Origin of the sequence: Rhodoferax lithotrophicus (assembly GCF_019973615.1) — a bacterium.
GTDB classification, from domain to species: domain Bacteria; phylum Pseudomonadota; class Gammaproteobacteria; order Burkholderiales; family Burkholderiaceae_C; genus Rhodoferax; species Rhodoferax lithotrophicus.
Genome location: NZ_AP024238.1, coordinates 4,548,649 through 4,560,935, shown reverse-complemented (window position 1 = coordinate 4,560,935; position 12,287 = coordinate 4,548,649). Strand labels below are relative to the sequence as shown.

The window sequence follows — 12,287 nt, the reverse complement described above, 5'->3', positions numbered from 1 at the left end:
CTCCCTGTGGCCAAGGCCACATCCCCACGTCGTGTCCAGGTGCGCCGCTCGGGCATCCATGGCAAAGGCGTTTTTGCGGTGCAGGACATTGCCGCAGGAGAGACTATTTTGGAGTACGTGGGCGAGATCATCACCTGGGAGGAAGCCCAGGCGCGTCACCCGCATGATGCGTCCAACCCCAACCACACGTTTTATTTTCACGTGGATGAAACGCGGGTGATTGATGCGCTTTTTGGCGGTAATTCGTCGCGCTGGATCAACCATTCTTGTGATGGCAATTGTGAAGCCGATGAGCGCAACGGCCGGATTTTCATCAAGGCCCGGCGCGACATTGCTGCCGGTGAAGAGCTGCATTACGACTACGGCCTGATCATTGACGAGCGCTACACACCCAAGCTCAAGGCGCAATACCCGTGCTGGTGTGGTGCACCTGGTTGCCGTGGCACCCTGCTGGCACCCAAACGCAAGCGCCGCTAACACCATGAACCACCCCGTGCGCTGGCCGCTTGAAGCCATCTGGGAAGCTGTCAGTCCAATATTGCCAGGCTTTACCGTGGAGGTGTTGCCCCAAATCGATTCGACCAACACCGAGCTGATGCGCCGTGCGCGCGCTGGTCGTCTGGAGCCGGTGCTGCTGGTGGCCGAGCAGCAAACCGCCGGGCGCGGGCGCATGGGGCGCCAATGGCTGAGCGCTGAAACACCGTCCGGGCACAAGCCCATGGCGCTGACCTTTTCGCTCGGGTTGCCCTTGGCCCCCCAGGATTGGTCCGGCCTGTCGCTGGCGGTGGGCGTGAGTGTGGCGCAAAGCCTGCACCCGCAGATTCGCCTGAAGTGGCCGAACGATTTGTGGTGGCATGACCGCAAGCTGGCAGGTATTTTGATTGAAACCGCCAATTGGGGCGTGGCCAATACCAGTCGTTATGTGGTGATTGGTGTGGGCATCAATATCTTCACACCTGAGTCGGCAGGCTTGTCCACGCCACCGGTGGGGTTGGCTGAATTTATATCCGGCGTGGATATCGGTCAAACCCTGGCGCATGTGGTGGCTCCTTTGGTGCATGTGGTGCAAGTGTTTGAGGGACATGGCTTTGCACCGTTTCAGGCGCAATTCAACGCGTTGGATGCCTTGGCGCAAGTGCCGGTGACGCTCAGTGATGGTTTGCAGGGCGTGGCCCAGGGTGTGGATGCCAGCGGGGCCTTGTTGGTGGCCACACCGACAGGCGTGCAGCGGGTCACCAGTTCCGAAGTGAGTGTGCGTGTGCAGCCCGGCCCCAACTATGAACAACTGTGAGTGGGCCGTGTGATGTTGCGTGTCTGGGTGTTGTTGCTGTTGTTGCTTAACGCAGGGTATTTCGCCTGGGGGCAAGGCTGGTTGCTGGCTTATGGGTTTGGACCGGCCATACAAAGTGAGCCACATCGCCTGCTGCAGCAAATCCAGCCTGAGGCCATTCAAATCATCAGTGAGCTGGAAGCCCGCAAGATTGTTGCAGCCGCCAGCACAGCGGCTGCAACTGCCAAGCCTGCGCTGTGTTTGCAATCCGGTGTACTGGATCCCCAGCGGGGTGATGCACTGCGCCAAGCGCTGCAAGCTGCTTTGCCCGCCCAATCCTGGGTACTGGAAGACGTGGTTGTGCCAGAGCGCTGGATCATTTATATGGGCAAATATGGCAATACGGCTGAATTGGCCAAAAAACGTGCCCAGCTCGACAGCTTGCATCTGACGTTTGAGCCCTTGACCAATTCGACCCTGGCACCAGGCTTGTCGCTTGGGGTGTTTGCTTCGCAGGCACAAGCCAATACGGCACTGGAAGCCTTGGCAAAGCGGGGGGTGCGCACAGCCCGGGTGCTGCAGGAACAACCTGAGCGGCATGGTTTGCGCTTGCGCTTGCCCGCCGTGAATGATGACTTGCAAGCGTCATTGCCTGCGGTACGTGCTGCTTTGGCCGGTCAGGCGCTGGTGGCGTGCCCGGCGGGGCGTCAGGACTGAGGCGGGTCGTTTTCCAGTGCGGTGAAGCGCAGCACAAAACGTGCGCCAGGGGGTTTGTGACCAGGACGGGTTTCTTCCAGCCGGACGCTGGCCTGGTGCTGGTGGGCAATTTCCAGCACGATCGGCAGCCCCAGGCCTGAGCCATCCACTTCGGTTCCTAGGGCGCGGTAAAACGGCTGGAAAATCAGCTCACGCTCGGCTTCTGGCACACCTGGGCCAGAGTCTTCGACTTGCAGCACCAGCGTGCGTCCAAAGGGGTCTGTGAGCACGCGGGCGGTGATGATGCCTGGGGCTTCCAGGCTGGAGGGGGTGTAGTTGATGGCGTTGTCCACCAGGTTGCGGATCATTTCCTTGAGCAAGGTGGCATTGCCCAGAATCGTGCAACTCGGGCTGCCCGGTTCGGTGCCTTCGTAGCCCAGGTCGATGTGTTTTTCAAGCGCACGTGGCACACAGTCGCGCACCACCGCCATGGTGAGTTCCGGCAAGTCACACACGGTGCGTGGCATGGCCGCACCGCTGCTTTCGGCTCGGGCCAACGCCAGCAACTGGTTCACACTGTGGGTGGCGCGAATGCTGGCCCGGCCAATCTGACGCAGGGAATGCTTCAGGTCTTCGGCACTGGCCCCTTCGCGTTGGGCCATTTCAGCCTGCATACGCAGGCCCGCCAAGGGGGTTTTGAGCTGGTGGGCGGCATCGGCCAGAAAACGTTTTTGGGTGGCAATGGAGTCGGTCAGGCGCAGCAACAAGTCGTTGACAGACTCCACCAGCGGGGTGACCTCCATGGGCACGGCGCGGGCATCAATCGGGCTCAGGTCATCCGGCATGCGGGCGCGAATACGCTCCTCCAGCTGGTTAAGTGGCTTGATGGCTTGCACCAGCGCCAGCCAAACCAGTAGCACGGCCAGCGGCAAGATGACAAATTGCGGCAGCATCACGCCTTTGACGATCTCGGTCGCCAGCACCGAGCGTTTTTCCAGTGTTTCGGCCACTTGTACCAAGGCATATTTGCCGCCTGAAATCGGCAAATCGACCCACATATAGGCTACTTTGACATCAAACCCCTTGATCACTTCATCGCGGATATGCACATCGTCGGGCTCCATGAACTCCGTATCCGGCGGCGGCGGAATATCTTTTTCGCCGCTGAGTAATTCGCCACGTGTGCCCAGCACCTGGTAATAAATGGTGTCCGAGTCATCGGCTCGCAACAACTCGCGGGCTGGCCGTGGTAACGAAAACCGGGCATGGCTGTGCTGGATGGTGATGAGCTGGGCCATGGCGCGCACGTTGTATTCCAGTGCCCGGTCAAATGGTTTGCCGGCAATACCCTGGGCTACCAGCCATGTCAGCACCAGGCTCACCGGCCACAGAAGCAGCAGCGGCGTGAGCATCCAGTCCAGAATTTCACCAAACAGCGAGCGTTGCTCGCGGTTGAAGACCGTGACCACGGCAGATGTGTGACCGGACTAACCTGGAATCTTTTCCAGGCAATAGCCCAATCCCCGCACCGTGGCAATGCGGATCGGGCCTTTTTCAATTTTCTTGCGCAGGCGGTGGATGTAAACCTCAATGGCGTTGTTGCTGACCTCTTCACCCCATTCGCACAGACGTTCGACCAGTTGGTCTTTGCTGACCAGGCGGCCGGCGCGCTGCAACAATACTTCAAGCAGGCCCAGCTCCCGTGCCGAGAGTTCCACCATGGCCCCATCAATGGTGGCCACCCGTCCGCCCTGGTCGTAAATCAGTGGCCCGTGCTTGATGGTGCTGCTGGCTGCGCCCATGCCGCGGCGACTCAGTGCCCGTACCCGGGCTTCAAGCTCTTGCAAGCTGAATGGTTTGGCCATGTAGTCGTCAGCCCCATAATCCAGACCTTTGACGCGCTCTTCCACGCTGTCGGCGGCCGTCAAAATCAGCACAGGGAGCGACGACCCGCGTGAACGCAGGCGTTTGAGAACCTCCAGACCATGCATCCTGGGCAGGCCCAAATCCAGAATCAGCAGGTCAAACTCGGTGTTGGTCATGAGGGCGGCATCGGCCTCTGTGCCGCTGGCCACATGGTCTACCGCAGCGCCTGAGCTGCGCAGGGTTCTCAGTAACCCATCGGCCAAAACTTGATCATCTTCGGCTATCAGAATTCGCATGTATGTCTCCTCTTGTCAGTCAGTCAGATGGAACAGTTGGCTTGGTGCCTCTTCTTGTCATTCTAGGCGGCATAAGCCTCCAGTCCGAGCGCGATCACGGTAGCCACGTTGTCCCCCACGGCGGCATGTAGCTCCGCTTGCGCTTGGGTCACCGCTTCTTGAAAGGCCTGTAGCCAACTGAGTCCGGCAGCGGTAAATACCACCCGGCAGGCACGTGCATCGCGCGGGTCATTCTGGCGCTGCACCAGCCCCCATGCTTCACATTGATCGACCAGTTTGCCCATGGCCTGTTTGCTGATACCGGCTTGACTGGCAAGCTCGGTCAGGCGCGAGCCCTCCAAGGCCAGATGTCGGGAGATGTGCATGTGGGAAGCCGTCAGCTTGCCACGCCCGGCCAGGTTGGCCAAGGCCAGTGGCATGCGGTCATTGGCGGCCATCAAGGCCAATACGCGGCGGTCAAACCGGGCGGATGCCTGTGCCAACCAGTGCCCAAGATGGGAGAGTCGCCAGCCCGGAATAGGTACGTGCTGTGTCATGAGGTAAATAGTAAGCTAAATTGACTAAAAATCCATGAATTTATTTTCATAAAAAGATTAAACTACTGTTCAAGCATCCAGCCTGTTGTTAAAAACAGAAGATGCAAATCCTTTGCAAACCGTGTCAGATTAGTTTTAACTTCAGGAGATTCACCATGGAAGCACCCGTCAAGGCCCCCACTCCCGTCAACGCTGAAAAAGCCAAAGCCCTGCAAGTGGCGCTGGCGCAAATTGAAAAGCAATTCGGCAAGGGCACCATCATGCGTCTGGGAGAAGGCGAGGTGATTGAAGACATCCAGGTGGTGTCCACCGGTTCGCTCGGGCTGGATATTGCACTTGGTGTCGGCGGCCTGCCGCGTGGCCGGGTGGTGGAAATTTATGGCCCGGAATCTTCTGGTAAAACCACGCTGACCCTGCAAGTGATCGCCGAAATGCAAAAAACCGGCGGCCAATGCGCGTTTGTGGATGCCGAGCACGCACTGGACATCCAGTACGCGCAAAACCTCGGTGTCAACCTGCAAGACCTGCTGATCAGCCAGCCTGACACCGGTGAGCAGGCGCTGGAGATTGTCGACAGCCTGGTGCGCTCCGGCGCGGTCGATTTGATTGTGGTGGACTCGGTGGCGGCCTTGACCCCCAAAGCCGAACTCGAAGGTGAAATGGGCGACAGCCTGCCAGGCTTGCAAGCCCGCCTGATGAGCCAGGCACTGCGCAAACTCACCGCCCACATCAAAAAGACCAACTGTATGGTGATCTTCATCAATCAGATCCGCATGAAGATTGGTGTGATGTTTGGCAGCCCCGAGACCACCACCGGTGGCAATGCGCTCAAGTTTTATGCTTCGGTGCGTCTGGACATCCGCCGCACCGGCACCATCAAGAAGGGCGACGAATCGATTGGCAATGAAACCAAAGTCAAAGTGGTTAAAAACAAGGTGTCACCCCCGTTCAAAACCGCAGAGTTTGACATCATGTTTGGTCAAGGCATCAGCCGCGAAGGCGAGATCATCGACATGGGGGTGAACGCCAATATCCTGGACAAGTCCGGTGCCTGGTACGCCTACAACGGCGAGAAAATTGGCCAGGGTCGTGACAACGCCCGCGAGTTTTTGAAAGAGAACCCGGAGCTTTCCCGTGAAATTGAAAACAAGGTACGGGCCTCGCTGGGTATTCCGCTGCTGGCAGGGACAGAGTCGCCTGAAGCTGTCAGCAAGGTTGCAAGCAAAAAGGCAGTCTAAGGCTTTATTTATAAGCGTATGAAGCTACTTTATTGATAGCTTTATGGTCAACCAGAATCAGCCAAGGTGTTTTATGGCGTTTGATCAACCTTCGCTCAAGGGCCGTGCGTTGCGTCTGCTGAGTGGGCGCGAGCATTCGCGCTCTGAGCTGGAGCGCAAATTAGCCCGTTTTGAGGAGGAACCTGGCAGTCTGGCGCTGGCACTGGATGACTTGCAAGCCAAGGGCTTCATCAGTGAACAACGGGTGGTGGAGTCGGTGCTTAACCGGCGTGCGGGCAAGCTCGGAGCGCAGCGCATCCAACAAGAGCTGCAAGCCAAGGGGCTTGACCCACATGTCGTGATGCAAGCCGTGGCCGAGTTACGCAGCACGGAGCTGGTTCGGGCGCACGCCGTGTGGGTGAAGAAATTTGGTACCCCTGCGCAGGATGTCACCGAGGCCGCACGTCAAATGCGCTTTCTGGCGGCCCGGGGTTTTAGCGGGGATGTGATTCGGCGCGTGGTCAAGGCGGCGGATAGGGCAGACGACGATTCCGCAAGCCTGGACGCATGACCCATCATCCTGCCTGACGGCGTGGGCTTACCGTTTCCAAAGACCTGCCGCGTTGTCTGTTTGACCTTTTGGGGTGCGGGGATCGCCTTGCGCGACAGAACGACGCTCACTGGACAGTAGTGATTCTGAATATACTTTTACCCTATGCGTAGCCTGATACGGTTCATCTTGCTTGTGCTGCCGTTGGTTGCTGCTGCGCAGTCTTTGCCGTTTTCGTTCCCAAATGCTGATAAGTCATTCGTGCGCACGAGTGCTGAATTTAGTATCACGCCAACCCCGCCAGTCGGGTTGGTTCAAGTCCTATCCAGTGATCAACTTGCGGCCATCGATACCTACACCGATGCCGCCCCGACCAGTGCCACCCAGTCGGTTGTCACACTGGCTGCCTATCTGTCGGGGGTAGGGCCTGATGACCTCAGTCGTGCCCGTGCACTCTACCGGTGGGTGACCAAAAACATTGACTACGATGTGGAAGGCCTTCGCAGTGGCAAGCCCGGTAACCAAAATCCGGACGCGGTACTGCAGCGCAGGTTAGCCGTTTGCGAGGGGTATGTGCGTTTGGGTGAGTCCATTGGGCGGGCGATGGGGCTGGACATCTTGGGCATCAATGGATGGTCAAAGGGTTACGGCTACACGCCCGGTCAGCGGTTTTCTGGCCCTGCCGATCACGCCTGGAATTCGGTACGGGTAGACGGCCAATGGCGGTTGATGGATCTGACATGGGGCGCGGGAATCATCGATCAACAGATGCACTTTGTTCGCACCTTTCAAGAGCACTACTTTTTAACTTCGCCCGATGTATTTGTCATCGATCACCTGCCACAAGTTCCGAGTTGGCAGTTACTGGAACGACCGATTACTGCTGAGCAGTATGCCAAGCTCGCGTTTGTTCAAGCATCGTTCTGGCGACTCGGTTTTCGTCTAGGCAATCAGTCACATGTGCACATCAGCGCCCAGGATCGTGTGTCCGTGAGCCTTGGTGTCACCCAGCCAGTCCGAATGTCGGCTCGGCTGATGGATGCCGCGACACGACAGGCCATCGATGGTGACTACACGTTGGTACAGGTCAGCGCCACGGAAGCGAGAGCCGACGCAGCGTTTCCGCAATCTGGCGAATACATTCTTCGCTTGTTTGCGGAAGTGCGAGACAGCGAAAAGCCGCTTCAATGGGTGATGGATTATCGAATTACAGCTCAAAAGGGTGAGCAAGATTCAGCGTTTCCGTCTCCGTTTGATGCGTTCACAGCACGCCAAGTGACGCTGGTCGAACCGATGACAGGAATTTTGAAGGCTGGGCACAGTTACCGATTTCGACTCCGTGTGGCGGGTGCGATCAGCGTCCAAGTCATCACAGGGGGCCAATGGAAAAAACTCGTCCAGAACGGAGAAGAATGGGCGGGTGATGTGGTCACCGCGACCGGGAACAGCTCGGTTGTCGCCAAGTTCGACAAATCCACCTCATTCACGTCATTGCTCGAATACACCGTGCGTTGATCGGTTTCGACAGGCGACAGATTGCGATGTGGTTGTTGTTAGGCGCAGGACTAAGGTGTACTTCATCACATCAAATTTGATAGCTTCCAACGCTTTATATAAAAGCGCTAGAGGTCACTTTGGCATAGAGATTGACCATGCGGAGGCGGTGCGGTTTGTGCCCCTGGCGCTGCGGCTGTAGTATGCAGGCTCAGTCAAACGGACTGATTTTGTAAGAGGAGTTTGTTCCCATGGATTTGCCGATTCACCAACTCTCCATGACCGTGCTCATGACCCCCGACACCGCCAATTTTTCCGGCAATGTGCATGGCGGCAGCATTTTGAAGCTGCTCGACCAGGTGGCCTTTGCCTGCGCCAGCCGCTACGCCGGGCGCTATGTGGTCACGCTCAGTGTGGATCAGGTCATGTTCCGCCAGCCGATCCATGTGGGGGAACTGGTCACGTTTCTGGCAGCGGTCAACCACACCGGCTCGTCGTCGATGGAAATTGGCATCAAGGTGATTGCAGAAGACATCCAGAAGCGTGTGGTGCGCCATGTGAACAGTTGCTTCTTCACCATGGTGGCGGTGGACGACGACAAAAAGCCCGCGCCAGTCACCCCGTTGCAACCCAGCACCCCTGACGAAATCCGCCGCCACGCCGCCGCCGAACTGCGCAAGCAAATGCGCCGCGAGATGGAGCAACGCTTCAGCGCCACCCGCAGCAGCGCTGAGCCGGGTGAACGCCTCGCCTTGTCTTCGGGTGAAAGGCGCTGAACGGCTCAAGCCGCCAGACCCGCCACCAGGTGGTCAATCCATACCCGCAGTTTGGCCGGCAGAAAACGGTTCGGCGGGTAGAGTAGCCAGGCTGTTCCGGCGTAGTGGGTCAGGTGTTCCCAATCGGCCAGCACCGGCACCAGTGTTCCGGCGGCCAGGCTGGTGTGGGCGGTGAATTCCGGCAAGCTGGCAATGCCGAAAGATTGCAGGGCCCCCTCCAGCCGCACCTCGCTGTGGTTGGCCACGTAGCGACCACTCACTTTGACGCTGACCTCTTCACCCGCACGGCCAAAACGCCAGTGCCGATCCAGCGCGGTTTCACCCAGATAAATGCAGCTGTGCTGCGCCAGATCACGCGGATGAGCCGGTGTACCGTGCTCGGCCAGGTAGGCTGGGCTGGCACACACCAGGTGACGGATACGCATCAGTGGCCGACCGGCCAGGCCGGGTGGCGGCGCATCGGTGACGCGAATCGCCAGGTCAATGCCTTCTTCAAACAAGTCCACCGTGCGGTCGGTGATGATGAGTTGCACATCCACCTCGGGGTACTGGCGCAAAAAGGCGGGCATCAGCGGGTGCACCACCAGCCGGCCAATGGTTTTGGGCATGCTGACGCGCACCAACCCGCGCGGGGTGGCCGTGTGGGTATCACTGAGCGCCAGCACCTCGCGCGCTGCGGCCACCAGGTCCTGGCAGCGTGTATAGGCCGTGCTGCCTGCCTCGGTGAGGTTCAATTTACGGGTGGTGCGCACCAGCAGCTGCACCCGCAGCACACCTTCGAGCCGGGCAATTTGCCGACTGACCGCCGACGGTGTCAGCCCCAGTTGGCGCGCCGCCGCCGAGAAGCTGCCAGCCTCCACCACGCGGGCAAACACTGCCATGTCTGGCAGGCACTCAAGCTGGTGGATGCGGTTCATGGTGTTCAGGTCCTGTCGGGGTGATGGTGTTGCGCATGATGCGGCCTGGAGGCCATTGACAGACACCTGGCTTGCCACATCCCCCTCTATTGCCCTGCAGATCTGCGTGCTTATTTGGTTTCGGCAAGTTTTGTTTCTTGTACACCCTTCTGACCTTGTGCCTGATCCACGATCTGAAGCTTGGAGCGCGCTCCCAAAATTCCCATCTTCACTTCTTGCCAGACATAGAGCAGTGTTCCGGGCTGGGCATCCACTTCAATAGAGCTGTCGTTTTCAGCCCTGGAGGTGATGGTGTGTTTGCCCGGTGTAACTTCCTTGTAGAGGTAGGTATTGGCTGCTGTCTGGCCAATGGCTTGTCCGTCAAGTTCGACATTCATCTTGATGGCAGCTCCCATCGATTCGTTGCGATAAATATAGACCCCTGTCTTGTCTTTGACCGGTGCAAATGTTTTTAAGGCGGCATCCTGTTGGGCATCTCCCATATTGACGGAGGCACAACCCACCAGGCTGGAGGCCAGAACTGCGATGGCAATCAAGTTTTTCATGAAATGACTTTCAAAAGTTGTTGAGGAAAAGGCGCAGTGTGGATTGGCTGGTTGCGTTATTGATGCTCCCTGTGCACAAATCTTGTTCTGCTCAGATGGATTATCACCATTGGTGCTGAAATTTATGATGGAGGCTGATTCCAAAATCAGACACTTTTTCATGAACACCCTTGCCCTGCCGCAGCCCAAAAGCCTGCTCCTCTTGTCCGATCTTGCCCTGCTGCTGGTTGCCGTGGTCTGGGGCACCAGCTATGGCGTGGCCAAAGGTGCGCTGGTTTTTTACCCGGTGCTTGGCTTTCTGGCGGTGCGCTTCATCCTGACGTTGGTGTTGCTGCTGCCCGCCCTGTGGCGCACCAGCGCCCTGCAGCGGCGTGATGCCTGGCGCACCGGCTTGCCCTTGGGCGGGCTGATGCTGGGCATTTTTCTGTGTGAAACCTTGGGCGTGGCACATACCCAGGCCAGCAATGCCGCGCTTTTGATCAGCTTGTGTGTGGTGTTCACGCCGTTGGTCGAGTGGTGGTTGCTGGGTCGTCGTCCGGCCCAGGCGATGTGGGTGTTTGCCGGGCTGTCCCTGTTGGGTGCTGCGCTGCTCAGTGGGGGGCTGGTTGGCACCCTGGGCCTGGGTGACGCGCTGATGCTGGCCGCGGCTGTGCTGCGTGCCATCACTGTCTGCCAGACTGCTAAGCTGACCCGCCACAGCCGTGCACCGGCACTGGCGCTGACGGCGGTACAGGCGGCGGTGATTGGTTTTGGCAGCTTGCTGCTGGCGTTGTGTCTGCCCGGTGGCTTGCCGCCACTGCCGCAAGCCAGTGCCTTCTGGCAAGCCAGCTTGTACCTGGTGCTGGGCTGCACCATCTTTGCTTTTTTTGCGCAAAACTGGGCGCTTCAGCATAGCTCGCCCAGCCGGGTGGCCCTGCTGACCAGCAGCGAACCCGCTTTTGGTGCATTGTTTGCGGTGTTCTGGCTGGGGGAGTCACTCAGCCTCAGCGGCTGGCTCGGTGGCGGGCTGATTGTTTTGGCGGCGCTGTGGACGACGCTGCGGCGAGCTTGATCAAGCACCGGAGCCCTAGCCCGCTAGGGCCGGTAACCTCGTGGTTATCTGGGCCAGCTGCCACGGGCACAATGCCCGGGAGGAGACCGCACCATGAACAGCACTTCAATCACCACATCAGAACCCTGGCAAACCGTTGCCCCCCACATGGCGGCTCTGGGTGAATCACCGTTCTGGCATCCGCAGGAGCAAATGCTGTACTGGCTGGACATTGTGGGGCGGCAGATTCTGCGGGCCAACATCTACATGGAAACGGTCGAGGTCTGGCCGATGCCGAGTGAGCCCGGCTGTATGGCCCCGGCAGCCCGTGGTGGCCTGGTGCTGGCGCTGCGCGATGGCATCTACCGTGCGCGGGACTGGGGTGGCCCGCTGGTGCGCCTGACCACGCTGGACTATGACCCGGCCCAGATGCGTGCCAACGACGGCAAGTGCGACGCACTCGGGCGCTTCTGGGTGGGCACCATCGACGAGACGCGCACCCGGAAAAACGCCGCCCTGTACTGCCTTGATGCCCGCAGCGGCCGCCCTGAGGTGAGCTGCAAAATCAGCCCCACATCGGGCATCACCACCGCCAACGGCCTGGCCTGGAGTCCAGATCAGCGCACCCTGTACTGGGCCGATACCCCCAGCCACACCGTCTGGGCCTGGGACTTTGATCTGCCCAGCGCCGCCTTGTCGAACCAGCGGGTATTTGCCCGCTTTGCGCCCAAACCGGCCGACTGGTCGTGTGAGCCCACCGATGCCAGCAATGGCGCTTACCGGGGTCGCCCCGACGGCGCAACGGTGGATGCCCAAGGCAACTACTGGGTCGCCCTGTATGAAGGCCGGCGCGTCTGCCAGTTGGCACCAGACGGCACGCTTTTGGCTGACATCGCCACCCCGCTGCAATGCCCCACCATGCCCTGCCTGGGGGGCGAAGATTTCAAAACCCTGTACCTCACCAGCGTGCACCATCACCGCAGCGCGGCAGAGCTGGCGGCCTACCCGCTGTCAGGTCAGGTGCTGTCGATGCGGGTCGATGGGGCGGGCTTGCCCGTGAATTTTTTTGTCGATTGAGCCGCGTGTTCACCAGT

14 protein-coding genes are annotated in these 12,287 nt (G+C 59.1%); 9 read left to right on the top strand and 5 right to left on the bottom strand.

Annotation, left to right across the window (positions count from 1 at the left end):
* Positions 1–6 precede the first annotated feature (6 nt).
* From LDN84_RS21040 to LDN84_RS21030, 3 genes are read left to right on the top strand one after another with little or no spacing between them, the layout of a single operon-like run.
* Complete coding sequence (locus LDN84_RS21040) at positions 7–477, top strand: SET domain-containing protein (RefSeq protein WP_223913227.1); 471 nt, start codon at positions 7–9, stop codon at positions 475–477.
* Between the two features lie 4 nt (positions 478–481).
* Positions 482–1,291 carry a biotin--[acetyl-CoA-carboxylase] ligase gene (locus LDN84_RS21035; RefSeq protein ID WP_223905610.1) on the top strand — a complete coding sequence of 270 codons (810 nt, stop codon included), beginning with the start codon at positions 482–484 and terminating at the stop codon, positions 1,289–1,291.
* A gap of 12 nt (positions 1,292–1,303) precedes the next feature.
* Positions 1,304–1,987, top strand: a complete 684-nt coding sequence (locus tag LDN84_RS21030; RefSeq protein ID WP_223905608.1) for an SPOR domain-containing protein — start codon at positions 1,304–1,306, stop codon at positions 1,985–1,987.
* Here the strand turns inward: LDN84_RS21030 and LDN84_RS21025 are convergent.
* The 3 genes from LDN84_RS21025 to LDN84_RS21015 all read right to left on the bottom strand — a co-directional run bounded on the left by LDN84_RS21025 (position 1,978) and on the right by LDN84_RS21015 (position 4,664).
* Complete coding sequence (locus tag LDN84_RS21025) at positions 1,978–3,378, bottom strand: sensor histidine kinase (RefSeq protein ID WP_223913225.1); 1,401 nt, start codon at positions 3,376–3,378, stop codon at positions 1,978–1,980. The two genes, LDN84_RS21030 and LDN84_RS21025, sit on opposite strands and share 10 nt — an antisense overlap.
* Positions 3,379–3,453: 75 nt before the next feature.
* Positions 3,454–4,128 carry a response regulator gene (locus tag LDN84_RS21020; protein ID WP_223905606.1) on the bottom strand — a complete coding sequence of 225 codons (675 nt, stop codon included), beginning with the start codon at positions 4,126–4,128 and terminating at the stop codon, positions 3,454–3,456.
* Positions 4,129–4,190: 62 nt separating this feature from the next.
* Positions 4,191–4,664 (bottom strand): MarR family winged helix-turn-helix transcriptional regulator, encoded by a 474-nt coding sequence (locus tag LDN84_RS21015; protein ID WP_223905603.1) that lies wholly within the window; start codon positions 4,662–4,664, stop codon positions 4,191–4,193.
* A 155-nt stretch (positions 4,665–4,819) separates the two neighbouring features.
* Here LDN84_RS21015 and recA point away from each other — a divergent pair, with 155 nt between their 5' ends.
* The 4 genes from recA to LDN84_RS20995 all read left to right on the top strand — a co-directional run bounded on the left by recA (position 4,820) and on the right by LDN84_RS20995 (position 8,701).
* Positions 4,820–5,902 (top strand): recombinase RecA, encoded by a 1,083-nt coding sequence (gene recA, locus LDN84_RS21010; protein WP_223905601.1) that lies wholly within the window; start codon positions 4,820–4,822, stop codon positions 5,900–5,902.
* 73 nt (positions 5,903–5,975) lie between these two features.
* Positions 5,976–6,452, top strand: a complete 477-nt coding sequence (recX, locus tag LDN84_RS21005; RefSeq protein ID WP_223905598.1) for a recombination regulator RecX — start codon at positions 5,976–5,978, stop codon at positions 6,450–6,452.
* 288 nt (positions 6,453–6,740) lie between these two features.
* Positions 6,741–7,946: a transglutaminase domain-containing protein gene (locus tag LDN84_RS21000; RefSeq protein ID WP_223905595.1), complete on the top strand. Its 1,206-nt coding sequence runs from the start codon at positions 6,741–6,743 to the stop codon at positions 7,944–7,946.
* Positions 7,947–8,176: 230 nt separating this feature from the next.
* Positions 8,177–8,701: an acyl-CoA thioesterase gene (locus tag LDN84_RS20995; RefSeq protein WP_223905592.1), complete on the top strand. Its 525-nt coding sequence runs from the start codon at positions 8,177–8,179 to the stop codon at positions 8,699–8,701.
* A 5-nt stretch (positions 8,702–8,706) separates the two neighbouring features.
* On the opposite strand, the gene LDN84_RS20990 is transcribed toward LDN84_RS20995, so the two are convergent.
* Together LDN84_RS20990 and LDN84_RS20985 are read right to left on the bottom strand one after the other, a co-directional pair.
* On the bottom strand, positions 8,707–9,618 hold the full coding sequence (locus LDN84_RS20990; protein WP_223905590.1) for a LysR family transcriptional regulator: 912 nt from the start codon (positions 9,616–9,618) through the stop codon (positions 8,707–8,709).
* Between the two features lie 110 nt (positions 9,619–9,728).
* A complete protein-coding gene (locus LDN84_RS20985; RefSeq protein WP_223905588.1) occupies positions 9,729–10,325 on the bottom strand; it encodes a DUF2846 domain-containing protein in 597 nt (198 codons plus the stop codon).
* Here LDN84_RS20985 and LDN84_RS20980 point away from each other — a divergent pair.
* Both LDN84_RS20980 and LDN84_RS20975 read left to right on the top strand, forming a co-directional pair.
* Positions 10,324–11,214, top strand: a complete 891-nt coding sequence (locus LDN84_RS20980; RefSeq protein WP_223905585.1) for a DMT family transporter — start codon at positions 10,324–10,326, stop codon at positions 11,212–11,214. The genes LDN84_RS20985 and LDN84_RS20980 overlap by 2 nt on opposite strands.
* A 93-nt stretch (positions 11,215–11,307) precedes the next feature.
* Positions 11,308–12,270, top strand: coding sequence for an SMP-30/gluconolactonase/LRE family protein (locus LDN84_RS20975; protein ID WP_317134809.1), 963 nt, complete (start codon positions 11,308–11,310; stop codon positions 12,268–12,270).
* Positions 12,271–12,287 lie beyond the last annotated feature (17 nt).

Coding starts and splice junctions, on each gene's coding strand:
- LDN84_RS21035 (WP_223905610.1), top strand. CDS start 482: ATGAACCACCCCGTGCGCTGGCCGCTTGAAGCCATCTGGGAAGCTGTC.
- LDN84_RS21030 (WP_223905608.1), top strand. CDS start 1,304: ATGTTGCGTGTCTGGGTGTTGTTGCTGTTGTTGCTTAACGCAGGGTAT.
- LDN84_RS21025 (WP_223913225.1), bottom strand. CDS start 3,378: ATGCTCACGCCGCTGCTGCTTCTGTGGCCGGTGAGCCTGGTGCTGACA.
- LDN84_RS21020 (WP_223905606.1), bottom strand. CDS start 4,128: ATGCGAATTCTGATAGCCGAAGATGATCAAGTTTTGGCCGATGGGTTA.
- LDN84_RS21015 (WP_223905603.1), bottom strand. CDS start 4,664: ATGACACAGCACGTACCTATTCCGGGCTGGCGACTCTCCCATCTTGGG.
- recA (WP_223905601.1), top strand. CDS start 4,820: ATGGAAGCACCCGTCAAGGCCCCCACTCCCGTCAACGCTGAAAAAGCC.
- recX (WP_223905598.1), top strand. CDS start 5,976: ATGGCGTTTGATCAACCTTCGCTCAAGGGCCGTGCGTTGCGTCTGCTG.
- LDN84_RS20995 (WP_223905592.1), top strand. CDS start 8,177: ATGGATTTGCCGATTCACCAACTCTCCATGACCGTGCTCATGACCCCC.
- LDN84_RS20990 (WP_223905590.1), bottom strand. CDS start 9,618: ATGAACCGCATCCACCAGCTTGAGTGCCTGCCAGACATGGCAGTGTTT.
- LDN84_RS20980 (WP_223905585.1), top strand. CDS start 10,324: ATGAACACCCTTGCCCTGCCGCAGCCCAAAAGCCTGCTCCTCTTGTCC.
- LDN84_RS20985 (WP_223905588.1), bottom strand. CDS start 10,325: ATGAAAAAGTGTCTGATTTTGGAATCAGCCTCCATCATAAATTTCAGC.
- LDN84_RS20975 (WP_317134809.1), top strand. CDS start 11,308: ATGAACAGCACTTCAATCACCACATCAGAACCCTGGCAAACCGTTGCC.